At 28.9% G+C, this 22,760-nt stretch carries 21 protein-coding genes; 12 read left to right on the top strand and 9 right to left on the bottom strand.

Annotated features, from left to right (window positions below):
* Nucleotides 1-12 precede the first annotated feature (12 nt).
* The 8 genes from DB313_RS00385 to DB313_RS00350 form a co-directional block, all read right to left on the bottom strand.
* Nucleotides 13-1,422, bottom strand: coding sequence for a hypothetical protein (locus tag DB313_RS00385; protein ID WP_120103890.1), 1,410 nt, complete (start codon nucleotides 1,420-1,422; stop codon nucleotides 13-15).
* Nucleotides 1,404-2,481, bottom strand: a protein-coding gene (gene prfB / locus DB313_RS00380; RefSeq protein WP_174220821.1) for a peptide chain release factor 2 whose coding sequence is annotated in 2 segments (ribosomal slippage) — nucleotides 1,404-2,427 and nucleotides 2,426-2,481 — 1,080 coding nt in all. Because the reading frame shifts where the segments join, the coding sequence is not laid out codon by codon here. Before prfB ends, DB313_RS00385 begins: the two co-directional genes overlap by 19 nt.
* Entirely contained in the window at nucleotides 2,478-3,050 is a 573-nt protein-coding gene (locus DB313_RS00375) for a hypothetical protein (RefSeq protein ID WP_120103888.1), read from the bottom strand. The genes prfB and DB313_RS00375 overlap by 4 nt, the downstream gene beginning before the upstream one ends.
* Nucleotides 3,047-5,368: an RnfABCDGE type electron transport complex subunit D gene (locus DB313_RS00370; protein ID WP_120103887.1), complete on the bottom strand. Its 2,322-nt coding sequence runs from the start codon at nucleotides 5,366-5,368 to the stop codon at nucleotides 3,047-3,049. The genes DB313_RS00375 and DB313_RS00370 overlap by 4 nt, the downstream gene beginning before the upstream one ends.
* Nucleotides 5,369-5,381: 13 nt before the next feature.
* The gene (locus DB313_RS00365; protein WP_120103886.1) at nucleotides 5,382-6,842 is read right to left on the bottom strand and encodes a hypothetical protein; all 1,461 of its coding nucleotides are present in this window, start codon (nucleotides 6,840-6,842) and stop codon (nucleotides 5,382-5,384) included.
* A 22-nt stretch (nucleotides 6,843-6,864) separates the two neighbouring features.
* A complete protein-coding gene (locus DB313_RS00360) occupies nucleotides 6,865-7,332 on the bottom strand; it encodes a divergent PAP2 family protein (protein ID WP_120103885.1) in 468 nt (155 codons plus the stop codon).
* Between the two features lie 20 nt (nucleotides 7,333-7,352).
* Nucleotides 7,353-8,591, bottom strand: a complete 1,239-nt coding sequence (locus DB313_RS00355) for an aminopeptidase (RefSeq protein ID WP_120103884.1) — start codon at nucleotides 8,589-8,591, stop codon at nucleotides 7,353-7,355.
* An 8-nt stretch (nucleotides 8,592-8,599) separates the two neighbouring features.
* Nucleotides 8,600-9,487 (bottom strand): HAD family hydrolase, encoded by an 888-nt coding sequence (locus DB313_RS00350; RefSeq protein ID WP_120103883.1) that lies wholly within the window; start codon nucleotides 9,485-9,487, stop codon nucleotides 8,600-8,602.
* 123 nt (nucleotides 9,488-9,610) lie between these two features.
* On the opposite strand from DB313_RS00350, the gene DB313_RS00345 reads away from it, so the two are divergent.
* From DB313_RS00345 to DB313_RS00320, 6 genes are read left to right on the top strand one after another with little or no spacing between them, the layout of a single operon-like run.
* Nucleotides 9,611-11,389: an aminopeptidase P family protein gene (locus DB313_RS00345; RefSeq protein ID WP_120103882.1), complete on the top strand. Its 1,779-nt coding sequence runs from the start codon at nucleotides 9,611-9,613 to the stop codon at nucleotides 11,387-11,389.
* Nucleotides 11,386-12,075 (top strand): hypothetical protein, encoded by a 690-nt coding sequence (locus DB313_RS00340; protein ID WP_120103881.1) that lies wholly within the window; start codon nucleotides 11,386-11,388, stop codon nucleotides 12,073-12,075. The genes DB313_RS00345 and DB313_RS00340 overlap by 4 nt, the downstream gene beginning before the upstream one ends.
* Nucleotides 12,076-12,102: 27 nt before the next feature.
* A complete protein-coding gene (def, locus tag DB313_RS00335) occupies nucleotides 12,103-12,600 on the top strand; it encodes a peptide deformylase (protein WP_120103880.1) in 498 nt (165 codons plus the stop codon).
* The gene (fmt, locus tag DB313_RS00330) at nucleotides 12,597-13,532 is read left to right on the top strand and encodes a methionyl-tRNA formyltransferase (RefSeq protein WP_120103879.1); all 936 of its coding nucleotides are present in this window, start codon (nucleotides 12,597-12,599) and stop codon (nucleotides 13,530-13,532) included. Before def ends, fmt begins: the two co-directional genes overlap by 4 nt.
* Before the next feature lie 17 nt (nucleotides 13,533-13,549).
* Nucleotides 13,550-14,608, top strand: coding sequence for a PASTA domain-containing protein (locus DB313_RS00325; protein ID WP_420808981.1), 1,059 nt, complete (start codon nucleotides 13,550-13,552; stop codon nucleotides 14,606-14,608).
* Between the two features lie 6 nt (nucleotides 14,609-14,614).
* Nucleotides 14,615-16,048: a DNA methyltransferase gene (locus tag DB313_RS00320; protein WP_120103878.1), complete on the top strand. Its 1,434-nt coding sequence runs from the start codon at nucleotides 14,615-14,617 to the stop codon at nucleotides 16,046-16,048.
* Here the strand turns inward: DB313_RS00320 and DB313_RS00315 are convergent.
* On the bottom strand, nucleotides 16,038-16,760 hold the full coding sequence (locus DB313_RS00315; RefSeq protein ID WP_120103877.1) for a 16S rRNA (uracil(1498)-N(3))-methyltransferase: 723 nt from the start codon (nucleotides 16,758-16,760) through the stop codon (nucleotides 16,038-16,040). The genes DB313_RS00320 and DB313_RS00315 overlap by 11 nt on opposite strands.
* A gap of 73 nt (nucleotides 16,761-16,833) precedes the next feature.
* Between DB313_RS00315 and trxA the strand changes: the two genes are divergently transcribed.
* The 6 genes from trxA (at nucleotide 16,834) to DB313_RS00285 (ending at nucleotide 22,759) form a co-directional block, all read left to right on the top strand.
* Nucleotides 16,834-17,187 (top strand): thioredoxin, encoded by a 354-nt coding sequence (gene trxA, locus DB313_RS00310; RefSeq protein WP_120103876.1) that lies wholly within the window; start codon nucleotides 16,834-16,836, stop codon nucleotides 17,185-17,187.
* 89 nt (nucleotides 17,188-17,276) lie between these two features.
* Nucleotides 17,277-17,723: an rRNA maturation RNase YbeY gene (gene ybeY / locus DB313_RS00305; protein ID WP_120103875.1), complete on the top strand. Its 447-nt coding sequence runs from the start codon at nucleotides 17,277-17,279 to the stop codon at nucleotides 17,721-17,723.
* On the top strand, nucleotides 17,723-18,499 hold the full coding sequence (locus DB313_RS00300) for a hemolysin family protein (RefSeq protein ID WP_120103874.1): 777 nt from the start codon (nucleotides 17,723-17,725) through the stop codon (nucleotides 18,497-18,499). The genes ybeY and DB313_RS00300 overlap by 1 nt, the downstream gene beginning before the upstream one ends.
* The gene (locus DB313_RS00295; protein ID WP_120103873.1) at nucleotides 18,496-20,496 is read left to right on the top strand and encodes a tetratricopeptide repeat protein; all 2,001 of its coding nucleotides are present in this window, start codon (nucleotides 18,496-18,498) and stop codon (nucleotides 20,494-20,496) included. The genes DB313_RS00300 and DB313_RS00295 overlap by 4 nt, the downstream gene beginning before the upstream one ends.
* 49 nt (nucleotides 20,497-20,545) lie before the next feature.
* Complete coding sequence (gene gap, locus DB313_RS00290; RefSeq protein ID WP_120103872.1) at nucleotides 20,546-21,553, top strand: type I glyceraldehyde-3-phosphate dehydrogenase; 1,008 nt, start codon at nucleotides 20,546-20,548, stop codon at nucleotides 21,551-21,553.
* A 27-nt stretch (nucleotides 21,554-21,580) separates the two neighbouring features.
* On the top strand, nucleotides 21,581-22,759 hold the full coding sequence (locus tag DB313_RS00285; protein ID WP_120103871.1) for a phosphoglycerate kinase: 1,179 nt from the start codon (nucleotides 21,581-21,583) through the stop codon (nucleotides 22,757-22,759).
* The last annotated feature ends 1 nt before the right edge of the window (nucleotide 22,760 follow it).

The raw sequence follows: 22,760 nt of genomic DNA, 5'->3' as shown, positions 1-22,760 counted from the left end.
TTTTACAATAATTTATTCACCTTTGCTGGCTTCTTGAATATATTGTACCAAATGGATTATTAATGGAATAAAACTACCAACAGATAAAGTTAATCCTGTACCCAGCAAAAATGTTGTAATCATTTGTTCTGATTTTGTCTTGTATAAGTCTTGGGGTGTTATTCTTTTACTAATAAGGTGGTCTGATGCCATATTGTAAAGTTCTGATGATTCATTGTAAAGGGTACCCGCAAATGCAGTACCTATTAAGCTTAGTGTAAAAACGGCAAGGTTTACATAAAATAGATCTCTTGCAATAATAAGGTTACTCTTATTGTCCTTTAGCATTTCTACATGTATTTCTTTATCTTCTTTTTTTAGCATTTTGAACATATTTTTGTATCCTTCAGCTTGAAATAAAATAGATTCTATTTCCTCAGGCTCTTCAATCTCAATTGGAGTCTCACCCATGAATATTCCTTTTCTAAATACTCTAGACTCTACATTACTTGTGATTAATATTTTGTTAGAATTTTCTTTTTGTAGCCTAACATTTAAGTTAATAGTATCTCCATTTTTTACCCTTATCTTTGCTGAGTGAGGTTTAAAAGATGCATTTGTAATGTGAATGTTAATTTCTTTTTTTTGCAGTTCTGAAATATCGAATATATCATTGTTATATATTCCTTTTGACACAAATTTTTCGTTTATATATATTTTGGCATCTAAATTATTTAGTACATTGATTTTAATTTTAATAAATTCTCTTCCCAATATTTCTTCAAAACTAAGTTCTGCTATTTTATATGCAATATCATCAACGGAGGATGATAGTTTAAAAATTTCTCGCTTAACTTTGACTCCTTTAGGTGTAATATTAGTAATTTCAACTAGATAATATTTTTCTACTCTTTTAAAGTGAATATAGTTCATAAAAAACAATTCTTCGCTTGTTAAGAATTCTGAGTTCAAATTTGACAAATTGATTTTTTCTTTCATTTTTTTGTATTTTGCTTTTATTTTTTTTAAATTAGTAAGGTACTCTTCAAGTTCTTTTTGTTTAATTTTGATGTTTTCAATGTCTTGTCTAAGGTCATTAATCTTTATTTCTATGCTATTTTCTTCTCTTGAGCTTATTGAATTTTGAAGTCTTTTCTTGTCCATGTCTTCTCTAAGATTACTAATTTCTCTTTCTTTGCTTATTATATGTTGGTGTATGTAGAGATGTCGGATAAAATCTTTATCGTTGTTATTAACAACATGTTCATTTATTGTTTCATAGATCTTATCTAGTGTTTTCTCAATTCCTTCTTTAAGATTTTCATTTTCGTCTTTTGTATTGATGACATAAGAGAATCCGTACTCAATATTACTTTGAGGATATAATGAATTTGTTATAAAAATTAAAAATAATATTATGGTATTTAGCTTAAACTTTTCCATTTTAGATATTCTTCTATAAAGTTATCAATGTTTCCATCCATAACGGAGATGATATTAGGATTTTCAAATTTTGTTCTGTGATCTTTTACTAAATTGTAAGGATGAAATACATAAGATCTTATTTGATTACCCCAAGATATATCTTTTTTCTCTTCTTGTTTAGATTTATTTTTTTGTTGTTCAATTTCTTTATAGTGCTCATAAAGTCTTGATTTGAGTACTTTCATTGCTAACTCTTTATTTTTATGTTGACTTCTATCACTTTGAGATTGAGTTACTATTCCCGTTTTAAGATGAGTAATTCTTACTGCTGATGATGTTTTATTAACATGTTGTCCCCCAGCTCCGGATGCTCTATATGTGTCAACTCTAATGTCCTCTGGTTTAATTATTATTTCAATTTTATCATCAATTACAGGAGCAACAAAAACAGATGCAAAAGATGTGTGTCTCTTTTTTGCAGCATCAAAAGGAGAAATTCTTACAAGGCGATGTATTCCCACTTCGCTTTTTAAAAGACCATAAGCATAATCTCCTTTTACTTCGACTGTAACAGATTTGATTCCGCCCTCAGCTTCAAGTAAATCTATAAGTTCTGTTTTGTATCCTCGTCTTTCTGCATATCTTGAATACATTCGATATAGCATGCTAACCCAATCACAGGCCTCTGTACCACCTGCCCCTGAATGTATTGTTAAGAACGTATTATTTGTATCAATTTCTTCTTTAAAATAAGATAATGTAAGGAGGTTTTTATATGTATCGCTTAATATATTAAAATCGCATTCTATTAATTTTGTGTCTTTTGTGCTCTCTGCGAGTAGGCAAAGTTCTCTTAAGTCTTTAAGTTTACAGATTAAATCTTCCCAAGGTTCTACTTTATTTTTTAAAATATTTTGTTCTTTAAGAATTTCTTGTGCTTTTTTGTTATCATTCCAGAAGTTTCCATCATTTATTTGTGTGTCGTATTCTTTGATTTGCGCCTTAATGGTATGGCTGTCAAAGTTTCCTCCAAACATTTTCAATTTGTTCCAATAATTCATTGATTCTTTCTTTCATCGTAAATTCTCGCTACTATTTATTAATATAATTATATTTGGAATTAAAGATAAAATGAACATTATAAAAAAATACATTGCTTCATTTTCTAATATTTTAGACATTAATCTTTTTTCAAAATTCCTCTTTATTAGTATTATTAATATAAGGGCTATTAAGACGCTTAATGAAGATAGAATGATAATTCCGATTCCTTCAAAAAAGCTATGACTTTTATCTAGACCAAAGAATATTATTGCAATTAAGCTACTATTGGATAGCAAAAAATCATTTGAGTATTTTGATTTTTTGTTGTAAACAGATAGGATATTGGTTAGTGCTTTAAGTCCTATTATTATTATATAGAGTAATATTACATATATAATTGGAATTATAAATAATAAGTTATGTTCTGCAAACAATTTATAAAAATAAAAAAGCAATGAATAAATTAATAGAGAAGTTATTATTATTGTTAAATATTTTTTTGCTAATGTCTGATTATCTTTTATTTTTATATCTTCAATACCGATAAAGTGTATTAGTAATAAATTATTGACTAATAGATACATCATTAAGTTGTTGGTCATAATTTTATAATTTCTTCTCCATTTTCATTTTTGTGTTCTATTGTTTTTGTTTTATTCATACTTAAATGATGCAGTATTTTTTTGATTTGAAATGTTAAGCTGTATTTTTTAATTAAGGTTGAATTTACTTGTAATATAAAAATGGATATTACAGCTGATAGGGTTTCAAATGGAATATAGCTTAGTATTATGAGGTGAAATAGAGATAGAATACAACCATATAGTATTTGTTCAAATTTAAATGAGGGTGCTATTTGTAGTTCTGTTCCCGTTGTAAATATTAAGAGCATTGGAATTGGTGAGATTGCTAGAGACAACATATCAAAAGTTATATGACTGTAAATATTTATACTTTTTAGCATATAAGCAAGTAGTAGAAGGCTTAAATAAAAAGACAATGGTATTAATTTATTTATGATAAATTTCCCGAGAATAAATGAAAATCCGATATAAAGCAAAATAGGAGATAGATATTTTTCGTTTTGTAGTCCAAAGAGGCTTTCAATATGGAATCTTGGTATGATGATATTAAAATGAGATAATATTTTTTCGTTTGTAAACTTTTCAATCATGTCAATGTACTTATTTTCATGCCTTTTAAATTCTTTTAAGCTTTCTAAGCTTTTAATATTTGGGTTTTTCTGAATTACTTTATCCCAAGTAGGAATTATATCTTCTAGTTTTGAGAGTTCTTCCGGATATGTTTGTTTAAAGCTTGATGGAAAATTGAGCAATAAAAACATGAAAGAAATTAAGATGGGATTTACAAGGAATTTAGAAAGTTTAGAAAAATAAAAAAATACTAAAAATGTAAAAAGTAGTGCCAGCATTTTTAATACGATAGAAAGATTTAAGGGAAATATTATGCTAATAATTAATGCAGTATATATGAAGAATGATAGACATTTATGTTTGGCCTTAAGCATTATTGGGAAATAGACTACTAAGCTTATTATTGTTAGTATTAGAGTATCAATAAAAAATTTTGTATTATTAAAAAAAGAAAAAATTAGATTAGGAATTAGAGCCAATATAATGGTTAAATAGATGTCTTTTAGATTATTTTCAGTGTATATTGGTTCATTTTTTGGAGTGACATTTAATATTTTTTCCTTGATTTCTTTTTGAACCTTACTTATTTCTTCTTCGATTTCAGTTTCAGTATATTGTAGGAATTTAAATTTTTTATTCTCATTTTTATTTTTACCCTTGATCTTTGAGAAAATAACCTCTTCAATGTATAGTGGTGAAAAACTTGGTATTTTAAAGAATTTTATCTTGCTAAATATTGATTCTTTTTTAAGTATTGTAATGCTATATATGTCTCTTGTTATGGGTACATTTAGATTATTTATTTTTATTTTATTTACTGGATTGTTTAAAAATACATCATATTTTGTTGTATTAATATCTTCATTTATTATTTGGCGGATAGATGTTCCAATTTTTACTTTTATTAGTTTGCTTTGTATTTTTTGATTGCCATTTATAGTTATGAATTTTTCTTTATATGGAATGTTTGTTTTGATTGCGCTGTGAACATTATAAAGGTCTTCAACATTTGCTAAGAGTATATTTTTGTTTGGGTTTATGCTCTCTTGCATATTCTCTTCATTATATAAAAAGTGCATAATCATTTCATGATTTGAATATGGTTGTGGAGTATTGGGAATGAGTTTAATTCTTAATTTTTTGTCTTTAAAATTAATTAAATTTTCAAGTTCTTTTTTTAAGGTGTAATTGCTTAGCACTATTAATATTTCTTTGAATTTAAAGATTTTGTTGACTATTTCAAATCCATAAAGAATTTCATCTAACTTTTCTTTTATGAGTATTTCTGAGATATTTGTAAATGAATCTCTTCCATTTATTAATAAAATCATTTTATCTATTTTTTTACATTTGCTTACATATTGGAATAGTGAATTATCATTAAACCAAGGAATTCCTAATCTAATTAACTTTTCTAATGTTTTTTCTCTTGATTCTTCCTCATCTGATTGTTCTTTTTCATTTTTAATTCTTCCTTGAAATCTTATTAGTGCTGATTTTAATTGTTGTCCATTTGGAAAATTAGCAATATATATTTTCTCTATTACCCCAGATATTGGAGAATATGTACACAAATCTACATTTATGTTTTTTGATAATATTTGTCCTTCCTCAATTCTTTGATTTTCAATCACATATATTGTAGACTTTGAGTTTTCTGTTTCTAGTGGAATGAGAACATATTCAGGAATTTGAATTTCGTCTATATTGACTATGTACCTTATCTTTATTTCTGTTTTTATTGCTGGCTTTTCTGAGTTAGGCATTTAGGTGTTTCCTCTAATCTCTAATATATTTTCTATAGTTTTTTTCGCTAATATTTAAAAGAATTGTAAATCTTATTGCTTTAAATAGGAATAGCAATAAGAAAAAAGGTAGGGAAAGAAAAAATAAAATTGTAGAATTATCTTTATCCATTGCAATACTTTGATTTGTTTCTTTATATATTAAGATGGGACTTTCATTGTCTAGGAATAATTTTGAAAGTTCTTGATTAAGATGTTTAGATATGAATTCTTTGTCTACTTTGTATACAGTTTTAGGGTTGATGGTTATTTTGTTATTTTCTATTTCAAAATAGTCTTCCTTTACGTTTTTAGTAGAATCGCCATACTTAGATGTTATTTTATATTTAAGTTCATTTTGATAAAGGATATGAGACATATATCCCATAATGTTTGGAATCTCTTCGTTGTATCCCACCATTAAGTAAATGCTGTTGGGGTTTAAGTAATTAAAATAGTTCAATTTTTTGCTGTAAAGATAATTAAAATTTTGGTAAGAATTGAGTATATATTGTGAATAAAAGAAAGGCATTAATGAAGCTATAAATAGTAACATATGTGTGATAATTTTTAATTTCATAATCTTTGCTTCTCTTTTTTGCTCTTTTAGTTCAATTAAAAATAGAAATGTATCTTTAAAATTTCTCTCAGTTTTGATCCAAGTGAATATTAAAAAAATACAAAGCGTTGATATTGATACAAAAATAATAAAAATTGGTTCAAGATTAGTAGTTAAAAAATGAATTATCACATTATAGTATAATACTATAAATAAAAATAAGAAGATTGGAAATTTTATTCTTTTAATTAGTGTTAAAAAACTGATGTCTTGTAAGTATATTTTATTGTAATTTTTATTGAAATTATCAATCAATACAAATAATAGATAAGCAAGAATAGTCAAAGGATAAAAATAAAGCATCTCGTTGCTAAATATCAGTATGGTACATGAACTTATTAAAAATAGTAATATAAAGGGTGAATATTTGATATTTAGTAATAATAACAGTGCTATTATTAGTATGAATACTATGTTTGAAAAATAGTTAATTTTAGTTTTGTAGTTAAAAGAATGTAATTCTCCTTCAATATTTTTATCTTGTTTAAGCTTCTTTAAGTCATTATTTGTGAATGATGAATCGACATAGAGTATTTTTTTATTAGATAGATTGAAGAGATTAGGGAGGTTTTTTAAAAATAAATCTTTTCGTAAATCGTAATCATTAATTTTTGTTAATTCATGGATTTTTATTTCTTTGAAATTTGGAAAGTCTAGTATATTTACTTTTGTTGTGTATTCAGATATTGTTTTATACCCTAATGAGTTTATATAATCATTTGCAGTCTTTAAATCTTCTTCTCCTTTAAAGTATATGGGCTTGTAATCCCCAAACTTTGCCATGTTACAAGAGGTGAGAAGCACTAACATTATATATAAAAGCTTGAGTGGATTCATTGTTGCCTTTGTAGTCTCTTATTTATATTATTCGATGACATACTGCCCATGCGGAAATTATACCAATAAGCACTCCTGTAAATACTTCTTTTTTTTTATGTCCTTTAACCACTTTGATTTTTAAGGGCTCGATTTTAATTGCAATTTTTAATTGTTCAGATAAATCATTAAGATATTCTGCTTGAACCCCTGCCATATATCTGACTCCAAAAGAATCTCTTATTGTTATTAAAGCGAAAGCGAGGGCAATAATGAAACTGGTATTTATTCCTTCTGTTATAAATATTGATGTTGCAAGAGCTGTAACCGTTGAAGAGTGACTGCTAGGCATCCCCCCTGTTTCTAAGAAGATGCTTTTTATAAGATATGTTGGACTTAATTTAAGTTTTTTTGTTTTCATTGTTTGAATAGCATATTTAATAACTTGTGCAACAATTCCTGATACAAAACAAGAAAAGAAAAGGTCATTTGTAAATAACTCTTTTATCATTATTAATTACTCCAATTTATTTATAATACGAATTTCCCATTTTGTATTATTGTATGTTCTATTCCCTTTTTATCAGTGCCAATAACATTTATATCGTTACTTCCAATCATAAAATCGGTATGAATTAAAGAAACATTACATCCATAATTCAATTTTTCAACATCCGTTTTTAAGTTTTCTTCATTGCTTAAGCAAGAAGAATAAGCACCCCCCAGTGCAATATGACAACTCGCATTCTCATCGTATAGTATGCTGTAGAATGTAAGTCCACTTTGATAAATTGGAGAACTGCTGTCTACTAATGCAACTTCGCCTATGTATTTTGCTTGCGTATCAGTTTCTATATGTCTTTTAAGTATTGCTCTTGAGTGCTCATCATCGCATCCAAAATTAACTACTTTCCCGTCACTAAATTCTATCCATATTCCAGTTATTAAGTTTCCAAGTACCATGACAGGTCGAGTAGCGTACATGATTCCATTTGTTTTTTTATAGTCTGGGGTTGTGAAAACCTCTTCTGTGGGTATGTTTGCGTTAAATTCAATATCTGTTCCTTTTATCTTTTCACTTCCTCCTGTCCAAATGGAAGTATCTAAAAGATATACTTCTAGGTTTGTTTTCTGATTTTTGAAAACTAATTTTTCTAATTTGAGTTTATTTAAAATTGCGCATCTTTTATGAAGTTTAGCTCCATGATCTTCCCAAGCCTTTATTGGATTTTCTGAATCAAGTAGTAAGATTTTCTTTTGAATTTCAAAAAATTCTTCTAATGTCTTTTGACTGTTAGGTTTATTTAAAACTTTTGAAGCCCATTTTGGCCCTGGTGCACAAACCACACACCAAGATAATTCATTGTTCATTGTTGCAGTTGAAACTTGCTTAGATGCTAGTCTTAATTGCCTAAAGTATTTTGATATTTTTTTACTGTCGATATCTTTTAATCCATCTAAATTTTCTGTATCATCAATTCGTATCTTTGCCCACTTTTCCCCTACCATTTCTTCAAAAAATTTGTACTTAAATCCTGGAATAAATTCTAATAAATCTTCTGGTGAGTACTTAAATCTGGTTTTTAAAATATCAATATCTTCAATATTTAGTTCTACATATTTTGCACCATGTTCATAAGCTTTTTTTGCAAGAATTCTTAAAAACTCGTAATTTTCAATTGAGCCTGTAATTAATACACATTGATTTTTTTGTAAATTAATTCCTTTTAAAATAATAAGTTCTGCATATTTGATTAAATCTTCTTCCATATTTTCTCCTATACAGGTTCTTCTAGAATATTGTCATTGATATAATGAGCAACAGCTTCCTCATCGTTTGTGCCTATTACTTCTAAGTAGGATAGCATTAACTTAAGTCTATAATTTGCATTTCCCATTAGTAATCCTTTTTTTACATTTTCTAGCATATCAACATCATTAAATCCATCTCCGAATGCAATTACTTCGCTCAAATCAATGTTAATAATTTTTAAAACATCCTTTAATGCACTTCCCTTTGAAACTTTGTTATTAACGATTTCAAGCGAATGAGGCGTTGATAGATAAACATTTATTTCTTGTCTATATTTTTCTAAGATCATAGTTTCATATTCTATTAGATTTGGTTCTTCATCATACAAAATAATCTTTGCTACATTGTTAAAGTTTTCAAGCTCTCTAAAGTGATTAACTTCATGAAATTTTATGCTTGTATCTTTTAATTCTTTTTCCATGTATTTATGTTTCTTTGATAATTCATGTTCTTTTATTTTCTTACGAATAGCATTGTTAGTGATGCTATCAGTATAAAGATTATCACCCACACCATTAGATTTCTGTAAAAAATGAGGTATGTCCTTATATTTGTCTTCTCTGAGGTTTAAAATTTCATTTACGATTTCAGAGGATAAATCATAACTGTTTATTAATTTCCATTCATGATTGTAAACTCTTGCACCATTTAATGTTATAAAAAATGAAACATTTGAGTTTAAATTTTTTGTAAAAGGTATTATTTCACTTCTGCTTCTTCCTGTTGCAATAATGAATTTTTTGTTTTCTTTTGTTAGTTTTTTTATTACAAGCTCACTAAAAGCTCCTATTTGGCTCTTTGAAAGCAAAAGTGTTCCATCAAGGTCAGAAACAACAGTCTTAATATTTTTCATATTTTATCCTTCGATTTTACTCTTGTTTTAGATTATAACAAATAAAGAAATTTTTTAAAATTGAATTATTTGTTATAATAAATGAAAATTACTAAATTAATTGGTTAAAAGGAGCTTGCTCATATGGATATTGAAACGAAAATATTGTTTTTGAGAAATTTGATGATAAAGAGTGGTATTGATGCATATATAATAGCAAGTTATGATCCACACATGAGTGAGTATTCTCATGTTAGATTTAATGCTCGTGAATTTATTACAGGTTTTACAGGAAGCGCTGGAACAGTAATTATTACAGAAAAAGAGGCACTTCTTTTTACTGATGGCAGATATTTTTTACAGGCAGCAAGTGAAATTGAAGGAACTGAGTTTAAGCTAATGAAGCTTGGTGTTAAGGGGTATCCAGATGTTTTTGGTTATATCAATACAAATCTTAAGGGATTGAGGCTTGGGTTTTATGCTGAAGATATTAGTATAAAGTTTTATAATGATTTAGTTAAGAAGTGCAGGAATACGGAGATTGAAATTTTAGATGAAGATTTGATTTCAAACATTTGGAATGATAGGCCTATATTGGAAGGAAATAAAATATTTGAACTGAGTGAATCACAGAGGAATAATAAACGAGCGGATAAGATTAATAATCTTAAAGTAAGATTAGAAGAAAAGGCAGTTGATTTTTACATCGTAAGTTCTTTAGATGAAATAGCTTGGATTTTGAATTTGAGAGGATTGGATATTAAGCCGTCTGCTTTATTTTATGCTTTTTTGTTTATTACTAGGAGTAAAAGGCATAGAAATGTTCTCTTTATTGATGTTTTAAATCTTGATTCTGATTTAAAAGAGAGACTTGAGGGTGAAGGATTTGAGATTGAAGACTATGGTAATTTTTATTCATTCTTGATGGAAATCAAGCATGAAGGGAAGTTTTTTGTATCAGTTGATAGTAATGTTAAGATATTAGAATCTATTGGTGAATCAAATACAGTTCTTGGACAAAGTATTGTTAATGAGCTTAAGACAATAAAATCGGATTATGAAATTAGCAAAATGAAAGAGGCGCATATTATTGATGCTGTGAGTTTGATAAAATTTCTGTATAGCTTTAAGAATTTAAGTAGAGATGAGTTATCTAAGCTAGATGAAGTTGATATTGCAAATATGCTTTTAAGTTTTAGGATGTTGAATAATGAATTTTTCAGTTCTAGTTTTGATTCAATAGTTGGATTTAAAGAAAATGGTGCTTTGCCTCATTATAGTCCCAAGAAAGGTGCTAAGAGAATAGACTCTAGTGGGTTACTTTTAATAGATTCTGGAGGTTCTTATGTTGAGCTTGGTACTACAGATATTACAAGGACTATCTTGATAGGAGAGCCTTCTTTTGAAGAGAGGGAAGATTATACTTTGGTTCTTAAATCTTTTATTGCTCTTGCATCTTTAAAATTTCCATTTGGTATTTCAGGTGCTTCTCTTGATGGAATTGCTAGGCTTCCTTTGTTAAAGAGGGGGTTAAATTTTGCTCATGGGACGGGGCATGGCGTAGGATTTTTTTTAAATGTACATGAGCTTCCTGTTTCTATTAGTCCTTTTTCTACTTATTCTTTTAAGGGGTCTGAGATTTCTTCTATTGAACCTGGAATTTATCGTGATTCTAAGCATGGAATTAGAATTGAAAATTTAGCTTTTGTAAAGCAAAGTTATTCAAATGAATTTGGAAATTTTTTAGAATTCGAGCAATTAACGCTTGTTCCTTTTGAAAAAGAATTGATTGTAAATGAAATGCTTTCGGAAGATGAGTTGCAATATATTAACAGATATCATGAATTTGTGTTTTTTAGTTTAAAAGAACATTTTAGTGGTGAAGAGTTAAAATTTTTAGAGAGATTAACTAGCAAAATATGAAAATTAAAGCTTTATTGATAATGTTTATTACTTTTGGGTTTGTGAATTTATTTGCACTAACATCGGATATTATTTTTGAGAATTCTTATAGAGATGCTATAAATGAAGCTAGAAAGTTAAATAAAAATGTTTTAATTTTGGTTGGTAAAGATATTAAGGATAATTTAATAAAAGATTTTTTGAATTCTTTTAAAGATGATCAAATTCTTAAAGTTGTTACACAAAATAATGTTTTTTTAGTTGTTGACATGAATAATGAAATTTTTGATGAAATTAATTTAAAACAAAGTCCTACTTTATTTTTTGTTGATTCAAAAAGCGAGCAAATTAAGGCTGCCTATGTGGGGTCTATCAAGGATACTGTTCAGTTTGATAAGGATTTTTTAAGTTATGTTTTAGGAACTTCAAAATTAGATGATATTGTTCATACGGGTAATCATTATGAAATTAATACTTTTGATGATAAGGTTTTTTTTTATAAAACACTGGATGGTCATTGGAGATTGAGGATGAATGGCCAGGATAAAAAACTCTTTCCTTCAAAGATAGAACTTAAGGAATATTTGGTATTCAAGGATGAAAATGAAGATAAACTTTATGCTTTTCCTAAATCTCGGAAGGGTAGTATCTATTTTTCAGAAGTAGGTAATGAAGAGTGGAAACTTTTTGGTAAGATAAAGACATAGTCTTAGATAAAGTGGTTTGAAGATTTTATGAAGATGGTTTTATATCCTGATGATTTGCTTAGGGTGCAGACTAAGTCAGTCTTAAATATTGATGATGACATTAGAAATACGGCTTTTAAAATGATAGAGTTAATGGATGCTAGTAGTGGTGTTGGATTAGCAGCACCTCAGGTAGGTCTTGATTTATCTATTTTTGTTGTAAGAGAGGATAAATTAACAAAACCTTTAATTTTTATTAATCCTTTAATAACAGAAACTTCTTTTGAACTCTCTGTTTATAAAGAGGGTTGTTTGAGTATTCCTGGAATTTTTTATGATCTCGTAAGGCCAAAAGCTGTTGCAATAGAGGCTTATGATGAGGATGGTAATTTTTTTAAAATCGAAAATTCGGAATTTCTGGCTAGAATTGTTCAGCATGAGATGGATCATTTAAAAGGAGTGCTTTTTATTGATTATTATGAGGATAAACTTAGAAATAGATTGTTGAGATCTTATATGAAAAAAAGGAGACTTGTTGAGAGGTGAGAGTTTTTTTTGCAAGCTCTAGTAGTATTGCTTTAGAGGTTTTTAAAGAGATTGCTGGTCAACATAGTATAGTTGGTGTTTTAACGGCACCTAATAAGCCAAGTGGACGGGGTTTAAATTTAAAAGCAAACAAGATTAAGATTGAGGCCGTGAATAGAGGTATTCCAGTTTTAGATCCTTTGGTACTTAATTTATCTACGATAGAAGCAATTAAAGAATTGAAACCTGATCTTATGTTGGTTTTCTCTTATGGAAAGATATTTAAGCAAGAATTTTTAGATATTTTTCCAATGGGAAGCATTAATGTACATCCTTCTCTTTTACCAAAGTATAGAGGGCCTTCTCCCATTCAAACAGCTATTTTAAATGGGGAAAGTATTAGTGGAATTACAGTACAAAAAATGGCTTTAGAGATGGATAGTGGCAATATTTTAGCACAGAGGCAGTTTGAAATAAAGAGCTTTAATACAAGTGCTGATATTTTTGAATATGTTTCTTTAAATAGTGTTGAACTTGTTCTGGAAGCTTTAAGTAAAATAGAGAAAGGAAGTGTTGGAGTTCCTCAAGACTCAAATCAGGCAACGTATTGTTCTTTTTTGAGTAAGCAATATGGGATTATTGATTTTAGTTTGAGTGCTTTTGAAATTAAGAACAGAATTAATGCTTGCAACCCTTGGCCACTTGTAAGGGCTAAATTAGGAGAGGATGAAGTTATTTTTCATAGAGCAAACTTTATAGAGAATAATGATTATTGTGATAAAGCAATAGGGGAGATTGTTTCATTTTGTCCCAATAAAGGTCTTTTTGTAAAGACAGGAGATGGAATTCTTTTGCTCTTAGAACTTCAAAGAGCTGGTAGAAAGGTTTTGGATTATAAGTCTTTTTATAATGGAAATAGAGATTTGATAGGAAAAATTTTTCTTAAAGTTTGAATGTAAGGGATGGTGTAATATTGAATGATAATAGGAAGCAGAATAATTTCTTTTTAGACAGTAAAAAGATAAATAGACATCATAGTTCGTATAAAGAAGATGAAAATTTTGATGACGAAGTACCCATTTTGCCTAGTCATATAGTCAAAGGTTTAATGATTACTATTTTTGGATCTCTAATTATTTCGTGTGCAATATTTTTTATCTTTTTGAAGAGTAATGATATTGTTATTGTTCCAAATCTCAGTGGGCTTTATCTTGAAGATGCGATTACCGAACTTCAATATAAAGAGCTTGTTCCTTATATTGAGCTTAAATTTTCGTCAACCTCTCTTGATAAAGGAAAGGTAATAGAGCAGAGACCTAAGGCTGGTACTGCTTTAAGACTTGAAAATAGAGTTACGATATTTATTAGTAAAGGAGCAGTGGTTAATAAGGTTGATAGTTTTATTGGGAAGAATATTGATGATGTGCTTGTTAATTTGAAAGCTAATTCAATAAATAATAATAGAGTTTTTTATCATGCGCTAAAACCTATTGAAGTTGAGAGCGAGCTTTCAAAAGGAACGATAATAAGGCAAGAACCATCTCCAGGTACTAAAATTACAGGTTTAGTTGACCTTCAGTTTTTAGTAAGTAGGGGTCAGACAAAAAATTTGGTTAAACATGTTAAAAATTATATTGGGCTTTATTATAAAGATGCGATTATCTCTCTTTTAAATGATGAAATTCCTTTTGATATAAATTTGGTGAAGGGAAATAATTATGGAAGTGTTATTCTTCAATCTTTGCCAGCAAATACTGAGATTGAGAATTTAAGTAAATTGATAATTACTATTAATGAACCCAAAATAGATAATTTGAGTGTTTTTGGTATTTTGACTTATAAGCTAGATATGTATCCCTCTAATGTAGATATAATGATTAGAGTAAAAGATTCTAGTGGGAATAGTTCTTTGCTTTATTCTTTTAAATCTAGGGGAGGTCTTATTAAATTGCCTTATGAAGCATTAAAAGGCTCTATAGTTGAACTTTATATTTATGATAAGCTTATAAACCAAACAGTAGTAAATTAAGTTATTATGCAGAATACTTTATATTATGGTGATAATTTAGATATTTTAAGGGAGTTTCATAAGAAATACCCGAAGGGATTTATTGATCTTATTTATATTGATCCTCCTTTTAATTCAAATAGAAATTACAATATGCTTTTTGAAGATATGATTAAGGATAAAGAGAATGGAGAAAAAAATAGAGTTTTAAAAGAAGCTTTTATTGATACTTGGAGCAATGTAAAGCTTTCAAGTGAAATTGAGCAGCTTAAAGGTCTTGATAACTTGAATCTTTACGAGTTTTTGACTACTAATCGTAAAATTTTTACAAATTCTCAGAGTTCTTATCTTACAATGATGGCGCATCGTATTTATTATATGCATAAGGTTTTAAAAGATACGGGAAGTTTTTATTTACATTGTGATCCTACAATGTCTCATTATTTAAAAATTATTTGTGACATTATTTTTGGGTTAAAGAATTTTAGGAATGAAATTATTTGGCATTATAGAAGGTGGACAGGAAAGGCAAATAAATTTCAGAGTTTGCATGATATTATTTTTTTTTATACAAAATCTAGGAGTTATACTTTTAATTTGCTTTACACTGATTATACTGAAGCTTCTAAAAAGAGGAAGATGCAAGGTATTTTACATAGGGTTAAAAAAGGTGAAAAGTATTTTGTTAGTAATAAAACTTTGAATAAGGAGGGTGTTAGAGAAGGTGATGTTTGGAAAATTTCTTATATTAGCTCTCAGGCTAAAGAGAGACTTGGGTATCCAACACAAAAACCTGAGGCTTTACTTGAGCGTATTATTAAGGCCAGTTCTAATGAGGGGGATCTTGTTGCTGATTTTTTTTGTGGCTGTGGAACCACTGTTACTGTTGCTGAAAAGCTTAAAAGAAGATGGATTGGAATTGATATTAACCATCTTGCAATTGGACTTATTGAAGAGAAACGGCTTGCACCATTATCAGCTTCCTATAGTGTGATAGGATTTCCTATTGACATTGCAGGAGCTGAGAAACTTGCATTGAAAGATAAACATGCTTTTGAACGATGGTTAATAGAGTATATATTTAAAGCTCATCAAACGAAACAAACAGGAGATGGTGGTATTGATGGACATATTGCGTATAATTTTAATGATAAAAAACTCCTTGCGGTTATTGAAGTTAAAGGAGGTGGTGTCACTATTACTCAAGTTAGAGCATTTAAAGATTCAATTGTAAGACATAATGCTGACTTTGGTATTTTTATTGCTTTTAAAGACAAAATTACAAGAGGAATGTTCATTGAGGCAGATTCATTAGGTATGATTGAAAATGTAAATCAAGATAATATAGGGCAAGTTGGAATATTTTCCATTAAAAGGATGTATATAATATCAGTTGAAGATATTTTAGATAAAAAACTTCCGGTTGAGTTACAATATCTTTCAAAAAATGTTACTTATTAGTCATTTTTGATGCAATAATGCTGGAAGATACGATTGTAGCTGTTTCTGTTCTTAATATGTTTGAAGATATGGAATAAGGTAGAAAATCATTGTCTTTTATTGACTTTATCTCTTTTTCTGTAAATCCTCTTTCTGGTCCAATCATAATAATAGCATTATCTGTTTTTATGTTGACATCAATCAAATTATTATCGCTTTCTTTTTCAAGTAGTATTTTTGTGCGCTTAAAGTTTTCATATTCTGCATTTCTTAGAGTATCTGTTAGATTATTGAGAATTTTTACTTTTGGTATATAGGTAATACCACCTTGCATGGCACCTTCTATTAGATATTTCTCATATTCTTTTTCTTGAAATAGTTTAGAGCATGAGTAAGTTTTTTCACTAAGCGAGGCGTTGAAGAAAATAATTTCAGAAACTCCAATGCTAGCAAGGTCTTTAATTATTCTTTTTGCTGTTATTGGACGCACTAAACCAAGTATTACTTTTATCTTTTTTAGCTTATTTGACTTTGCTATTTTATGATTTTCTTTAAAAAAAAGTTTTATATCTTTTTTGTATGTACAAGAATAAATCCATTCTTCTTCAATGATTCCAAATTTAAATTTTTCGTTGTTTTCAAGCTTGAGTATTTCAGTAATATGTTTTGCTCTAAAATCACTCATAATAATTCCATTTTTGAATTCTTGTAAGCTTATTAGTATTAAGTTCATTTTTATATTTAGTCCCTTATTGATTATATTGTATTTATGTTATAATGAAAAATCGATTAATTTAGGAGAAAATATGGCAATTAGTTTAACTAAGCAGGAGTTTATTGATAAAGTTTTTGATTATGAGAATAATAAAGAATGGGCTTTTAAGGGCAAAAAACCTGCAATAATTGATTTTTATGCTGATTGGTGTGGTCCTTGTAAAATGCTTTCCCCAATTTATGATGAACTTTCAAGAGAATATGGAGATAGAATTGATTTTTATAAAGTAGATACTGATAAGGAACAAGAAATTTCTATGTCACTTGGTGTTCAGAGTCTTCCTACTATTATATTTGTTCCTGTTGGAGATAAACCAAAAGTTTCTGTTGGGTATCTTCAAAAAGATGATTTTGAAGATACGATTAAAGACTTTTTTAAAGTTTAATTTTAAAAGGGTTTTAATTATAAAATTAAAACTTATTCTGTTTAACATGATATCTTTTTTAGGTTATAATTTTTCTAGGATATATTGAATTGATAGAAGAAGATTTAAGCTTATGGGCAGAAGATGTTGAGTTTGAGCATTTGGATGCTTATTATAATTTTGTTTTATCTGTTTTGGGTTATCTTTGCGTTAAAAAATATGAGCTTTCTATTGTTCTTTGTAGTAATTCTTATATCCAAAAGTTGAATAGTGAGTTTAGACAAAGAGCTGAGCCCACTGATATTCTTTCTTTTAATTATCTTGAAGAGAGTGGTCAGTTGAATCGTGGAATACGGGGTGATCTTGTAATATCTCTTGAATACTTAAAGTTTAGTGCTTTGGAATTTAATGTTGCAATATATGAAGAGCTTCAAAGAGTTACTATACACGGAATACTACATTTAATAGGATATACTCATAAAACAAATGATTTTCAAAAAGAGGCGATGCTAATTATTCAAGAACAGGTCTTAAGAGAAACCCGAAGGGTATTTTGATGTTAAATTTTTTTAATTTAATTAAAAATAAAAAAAGAAGAGGTGCTGATGAGGATAATGAGAGTAAATCGAAATTTGAAACTTCTTTAATAAATAATTTTAATTCTCTTAAAGGAACTATTGTTAAGGAAATTATGATTCCAAGAATAAGTGTGATCTTTGTTGATTATTTTGGAAGTAAAGATGAACTTTTAAAGGTTGTAACATCTAGTAATCATTCAAGATTTCCTGTTTATAAGCAAACAATTGATGATATTATTGGGATAATTCATACTAAGGATATTCTTTTTCATATGTATAAAAAGGATTTTTATGAAATAGATTTAAAAGATATTATGCGTAATGTAATGTTTGTTCCCGAGAGTAAGAAAATTGATTCTCTTTTAAAAGAATTTCAAGAGAGTCATATTCATATTGCTATTGTGGTCGATGAGTATGGGGGAGTTTCAGGCCTTGTTACCCTTGAAGATATTCTTGAGGAGATTGTTGGAGATATTCAAGATGAATTTGATAATGAACTTGACGAAATAGTTCCTCTTGATGATGGTAGTTATCTTTGCACTGCTAGAGTTTTGATAGAAGATTTAAATGAGAAACTTGGATTGAGTCTTCCAGATGGGGATTTCGACACTCTTGGTGGGTTTGTTTATGATTTATTTGGAAGAATTCCTTTAAAAAACGAAAAAATAGAATATAATAACTTGACATTTACTATTAAAAATATGCAACAGAGAAACATTAAGGTAATAAAGATTTCCCGGAAGGAAGTGTTGTGAATTTGAAGCGATTTTTAGGCATTTTTTTAATTTTTAATTTAAGTTTTGGAAATTTAATAGGATCTGTAACAGCAATTGAGTATTATCAAAGTGCGCAAGAATATTATCTTGTACAAAAATATTATGATGCTATTGATGAACTTCTTGAGGCTGTTAAGATAAATCCTAATTATTATGAGGCATATAAGTTTATTGCGGAAATTTATTATCTGTTAAAAATATATAGTCAAGCTCAATTTTTTATAGAAAAAGCTTATAAAATGTCAAATGGTGATATTGAGTATAAAATCCTTTATGCGAATATATTGCTTAAAAACAATAGAGCGACACAAGCTAAAAAATTTTATTCGGAAGTTCTCTCTAAACAGAAAAATAATATTGATGCTTTAGTAGGTCTTGCTTCAATCTTTGAGGAAGAGGGTTTGCTTATTGCAGCTGCTAATTATTATCTCTCAATTCTTGAGTATAGTCAGACAAATTATAATGCCTTTGAACGTCTTATGAATATTTATGAAAAATTGGATATGAATGATAAAGCACAGCATTTGATTAACAAGGTTAGGGGTAATTTTACTTCGTTTCCAGATTTTCATAAAAGAGTATCAGAATTTTTTATTAGTACTAAGAACTTAGGAGTTGCAGAGAAATATGCTCAAAATTATTTAATGTTGGTAGGTACTACTTATAAAGATTTTGGATTTGTTGATGCTTACCGCTTGCTTGCGCTTGTTTATTTGTATCAGTCTAAATATGAAGATGCAGTTGATGCTCTTCAAAGGGCAATACTTGTTGATAAGAATGCTGATGAGCTTTATTACTTGCTTGGTTATTCTTATTTAAAACTTGGAGAGGTTAATAAAGCTATTTTAAACTTAGAAAAAGCTAAAGGCATGAAAAAGGACTTGGAGTTTTATGCTATTGCTTTAGAGGAGAGTTTCTTTGTATCTAATTTTAGAAGTTTTGTTCAAAATAATAATGTTAATGTGGAAATTTCTAAGAGGTATGAAAAAGAGGGGCTTAAAGCTTTTAAAAATTTGAATTTAGACGGAGCAATATTTAATGCAAAAAATGCTGTTGATATTTATCCTGATAATGATAGTGCTAGATTTTTACTTGCAAAGATTTATAAGCTTCTAAAATTGGATGTAATGGCTTATGAAGAACTTTATTATTTAACAAATCAGAGAAATATTTTGGATTCTAAGATTTTGGATTTTTATGATATGGTTGCATTTGATGTTAGAAGTTCTTTATTTTTTAGATATGGGTATAGGAGTATTGGTGATTTAAATAAGCTTTATGAAGATCGAACGGTATATAGGGTAGGTGTTTTCACTCAAAATGAGAATAAAGTTTTTGGAGCAAATGATTTAATTTTAAGATATGCTGAGAGAATAATTGAGCGCAATCTAAGCATAGAAGTAGTAAATTATAGCTTTGATTATAATAAAAATAAAGATTATTTGATAAGTAGCTTTTCTGAAGGATTTTCTTATGCAAGAAACAATGATCTTGATTTGTTTTTGATTTTTGATCTTGATGTAGATGTTTTTAAAAATTCGGCTAGCTTAAAGATTGATGTTTATTCAGGGAAGACAGGCGTTAAGGTTAGTACTTTTAACTATAACTCGGGAGGAGTTCTTTATTTGAGTGAAGTTTTAAATTCTTTCTCTAGGGATTTTAATAATTATTTGCCCAAAAAGGGAAAAATACTTCAAATTAAAAAAGATGATGTTCTTATTAATGTAGGAAGCATGAATGATGTAAAAAAAGATGATGTATTTTTAGTTCTTAAAGAGGGAGCTTTAAAATATAATAACGATAGCTCTAGTTTTATTAGTTATAATAAGTCAGATATTCTTGGTGAAATTTTGGTTGAAGAAGTAGGTGACTATATTTCTAGGGGGGTTTTAAAATCTTCTACTCTTTTAAGAGATTATATACAGGAAGGATATACGATTTTTATAAAAAATAGTTTGACACTTGCTATTAATTAATTTATGATTTAATAATTCTAGTAGTAATAAAAAAATATGGAGGTTTTGTATGAAGTTAGCTATTAATGGCTTTGGACGTATAGGTAGAAATGTTTTTAAAATTGCTTTTGAAAGGGGGATTGAAGTTGTTGCGATAAATGACTTGACAGATCCTAAGACACTTGCTCACCTTTTAAAGTATGATTCAACTTTTGGGGTATACAATAGGAAGGTTGAAGCAAGAGAGAAGGCTATTGTAGTGGATGGTAAGGAAATAAAGATTATTGCTGAGAAAGATCCGAAGAACCTTCCTTGGGGGAAACTTGGAGTTGATGTTGTAATTGAATCAACAGGGGTTTTCTCATCAGCGACAAGTGATAGGGGTGGATATCTTGACCATGTTGAGCATGCTGGGGCTAAAAAGGTAATTTTGACCGTTCCTGCTAAGGATGAGATTAAGACTATCGTGCTTGGTGTAAATGATCGTGAGATTACTTCTGATTTGAAAGCTGTTTCAAATGCTTCATGTACAACAAATTGTCTTGCGCCTCTTGCAAAAGTACTTCATGAAGCTTTTGGGATTGAACAAGGACTTATGACTACTGTTCACGCTTATACAAATGACCAAAAAATTCTTGACCTTCCACATTCTGACCTTAGAAGAGCAAGAGCAGGAGCGTTGTCAATTATTCCTACTTCAACAGGTGCTGCTAAAGCTGTTGGTCTTGTTTTGCCTGAGCTTAAGGGTAAACTTAATGGTACTTCAATGAGAGTTCCTGTTCCAACAGGTTCAATTGTTGACCTTACAGTGCAACTTAAGAAAAAGGATGTTACAAAAGAGGAAATAAATTCCACTCTTAAGAAAGCGTCTGAAACTAAGGAACTTAGTGGTATTTTAGGGTATACGGAAGATCCTATAGTGTCTTCAGATATTAAGGGAAACTCTCATTCTTCAATAGTTGATGGTCTTGAAACAATGGTATTATTGAATGGTTTTGTTAAAGTGCTTTCATGGTATGATAATGAGTTCGGATATTCTACACGAGTAGTTGACCTTGCACAAAAATTAGTTAAATAAGAATAAATACTCATGAGGTAGTTGTTAATGTCAATAAAAACAATAAAGGATTTTGACTTTTCGGGTAAAAGAGCTTTGGTAAGGTGTGATTTTAATGTTCCTTTAAGGGAGGGAAACATTAGTGATGATACTAGGATTAAAGCAGCATTACCTACTATAGAATATCTTAAGGGTAAGGGAGCTAAGGTGATTCTTATGAGTCACTTGGGTAGACCAGATGGGGAGAAGAATCTTAAGTATTCTCTTATGTCTGTTGCTAAAAGACTTTCAGAGTTATTGGGAGAGGATGTTAAGATGCTTTCTGATTGCATAGGCGATGAGGTGGCTAGAGCTATTTCTTTTATGAAAGGTGGGGATGTTGTTTTACTTGAAAATGTAAGATTTTATAAGGAAGAGGAACAAAATTGTAGTGATTTTGCTAAAAAATTATCTCAGAATGGAGATGTTTTTGTAAATGATGCTTTTGGGACGGCTCACAGAGCCCATGCTTCTACGGCGGGGGTTGCAGCTTATTTACCAGCTGTTGGTGGGTTTTTGATGGAAAAGGAAGATAAATTTTTGGGTAAAATTTTGAAAAATCCCGAAAGTCCATTTGTTTCAATCATTGGAGGCTCAAAAGTTTCTTCAAAGATTAAGGTACTGGAATCTCTTTTACCAAAATCAAATGTAATGGTAATTGGTGGTGGGATGGCTTATACTTTTTTAAAGGTAGAAGGATATTCTATTGGGAAATCTCTTCTGGAAAATGATTATATTGATGTAGCTTCATCTTTTTTAAAGAAGGCAAAGGAATTGAATGTAAGAGTTATTTTACCTCTTGATCATGTAGTTGCTAGTGAATTTAAGGTAGATTCTATTCCTGAATATATTGATGCTGTTGATATACCTGATGGTAAGATTGGAATGGATATTGGTGAAAAAACTTTAAGAGAAATTGAAGGGGTTCTTAGTAATGCAAAAACTGTGATTTGGAATGGCCCTCTTGGAGTTTTTGAATTTGATTCGTTTTCTAAAGGAACGGCTAGAGTTGCTAATTTTGTGGCAACTTGTCCTGGGGTTACAGTTGTTGGTGGAGGAGATTCAGTAGCTGCTGTGAATAAATTTAATTTATCTGAAAAAATAACTCATGTTTCAACAGGAGGAGGAGCTTCTCTTGAATATCTTGAGGGAAAAATTTTACCAGGTATAAAGGTATTGGAGAAATAGG

The sequence above is a fragment of the Borrelia turcica IST7 genome (genome assembly GCF_003606285.1).
Lineage (GTDB): Bacteria > Spirochaetota > Spirochaetia > Borreliales > Borreliaceae > Borrelia > Borrelia turcica.
The sequence above is the reverse complement of the archived record's forward strand: the minus strand, read 5'-3'. Positions and strand labels throughout refer to the sequence as shown.